Source organism: Vibrio sp. 1249-1 (genome assembly GCF_033340495.1).
The window spans coordinates 1-616 of the sequence record NZ_JAWOWJ010000762.1 but is presented as its reverse complement, the minus strand read 5'-3'; the positions used below and the strand labels follow the sequence as shown (position 1 = coordinate 616).

General features: G+C 46.3%; 1 protein-coding gene. It reads left to right on the top strand.

Annotated elements, in window-relative coordinates; genetic code table 11:
* A partial coding sequence (locus R7Z50_RS28780; protein ID WP_318149917.1) for a proprotein convertase P-domain-containing protein occupies nt 1-568 on the top strand: 568 nt, incomplete at its 5' end.
* Nucleotides 569-616: the final 48 nt, after the last annotated feature.

The following is a 616-nucleotide window of genomic DNA, read 5'->3' as shown; positions in this document are numbered from 1 at the left end:
GCAGAAAAACGCGGCTGGCGTGAACTTCCATACCTTCTATGGTTTTGGTGCCGTTGATTTGGATGAAGCGATGAAACGCGCTCGCATGACAAATAATGTTCTGCCAGCGCAAATCATCACACCGTGGGCAAACAATGCAACAGAAGTCAGTGTGCCAGATGCAAGCCTTGCTGGTGGTTCGTCAAACATCGCAATTACTGACGACATTACCGTTGAGTCTGTACAGGTGCAGCTGACGCTAGAGCACTCGCGTCTACCTGATTTGGCAATCGAGCTTGTTTCCCCATCAGGCACTCGCTCCGTATTGCAAACACCACGTAACGGCCTTGTTGGTCAGTCTCTTGATCCAAACATTACGGGTTACGAAAACCAACTGATGTTGTCTAACCAATTCTACGGCGAGAATGCCAAGGGTGAATGGACACTGAGAGCTATCGATACAAACGGTGATGAAGTCTTCTCATTTATCGCTTACTTCAACTCATCCGCTATCTATGATGTACCGATGGCGAACAACGCAAAACCAGGAGTTATCAAAAACTGGTCTATGCGTATCTTTGGCCACTAAGGAGTCAATTACATGAAATATCAGACATTTTCTATTTTGGCTCTTTCA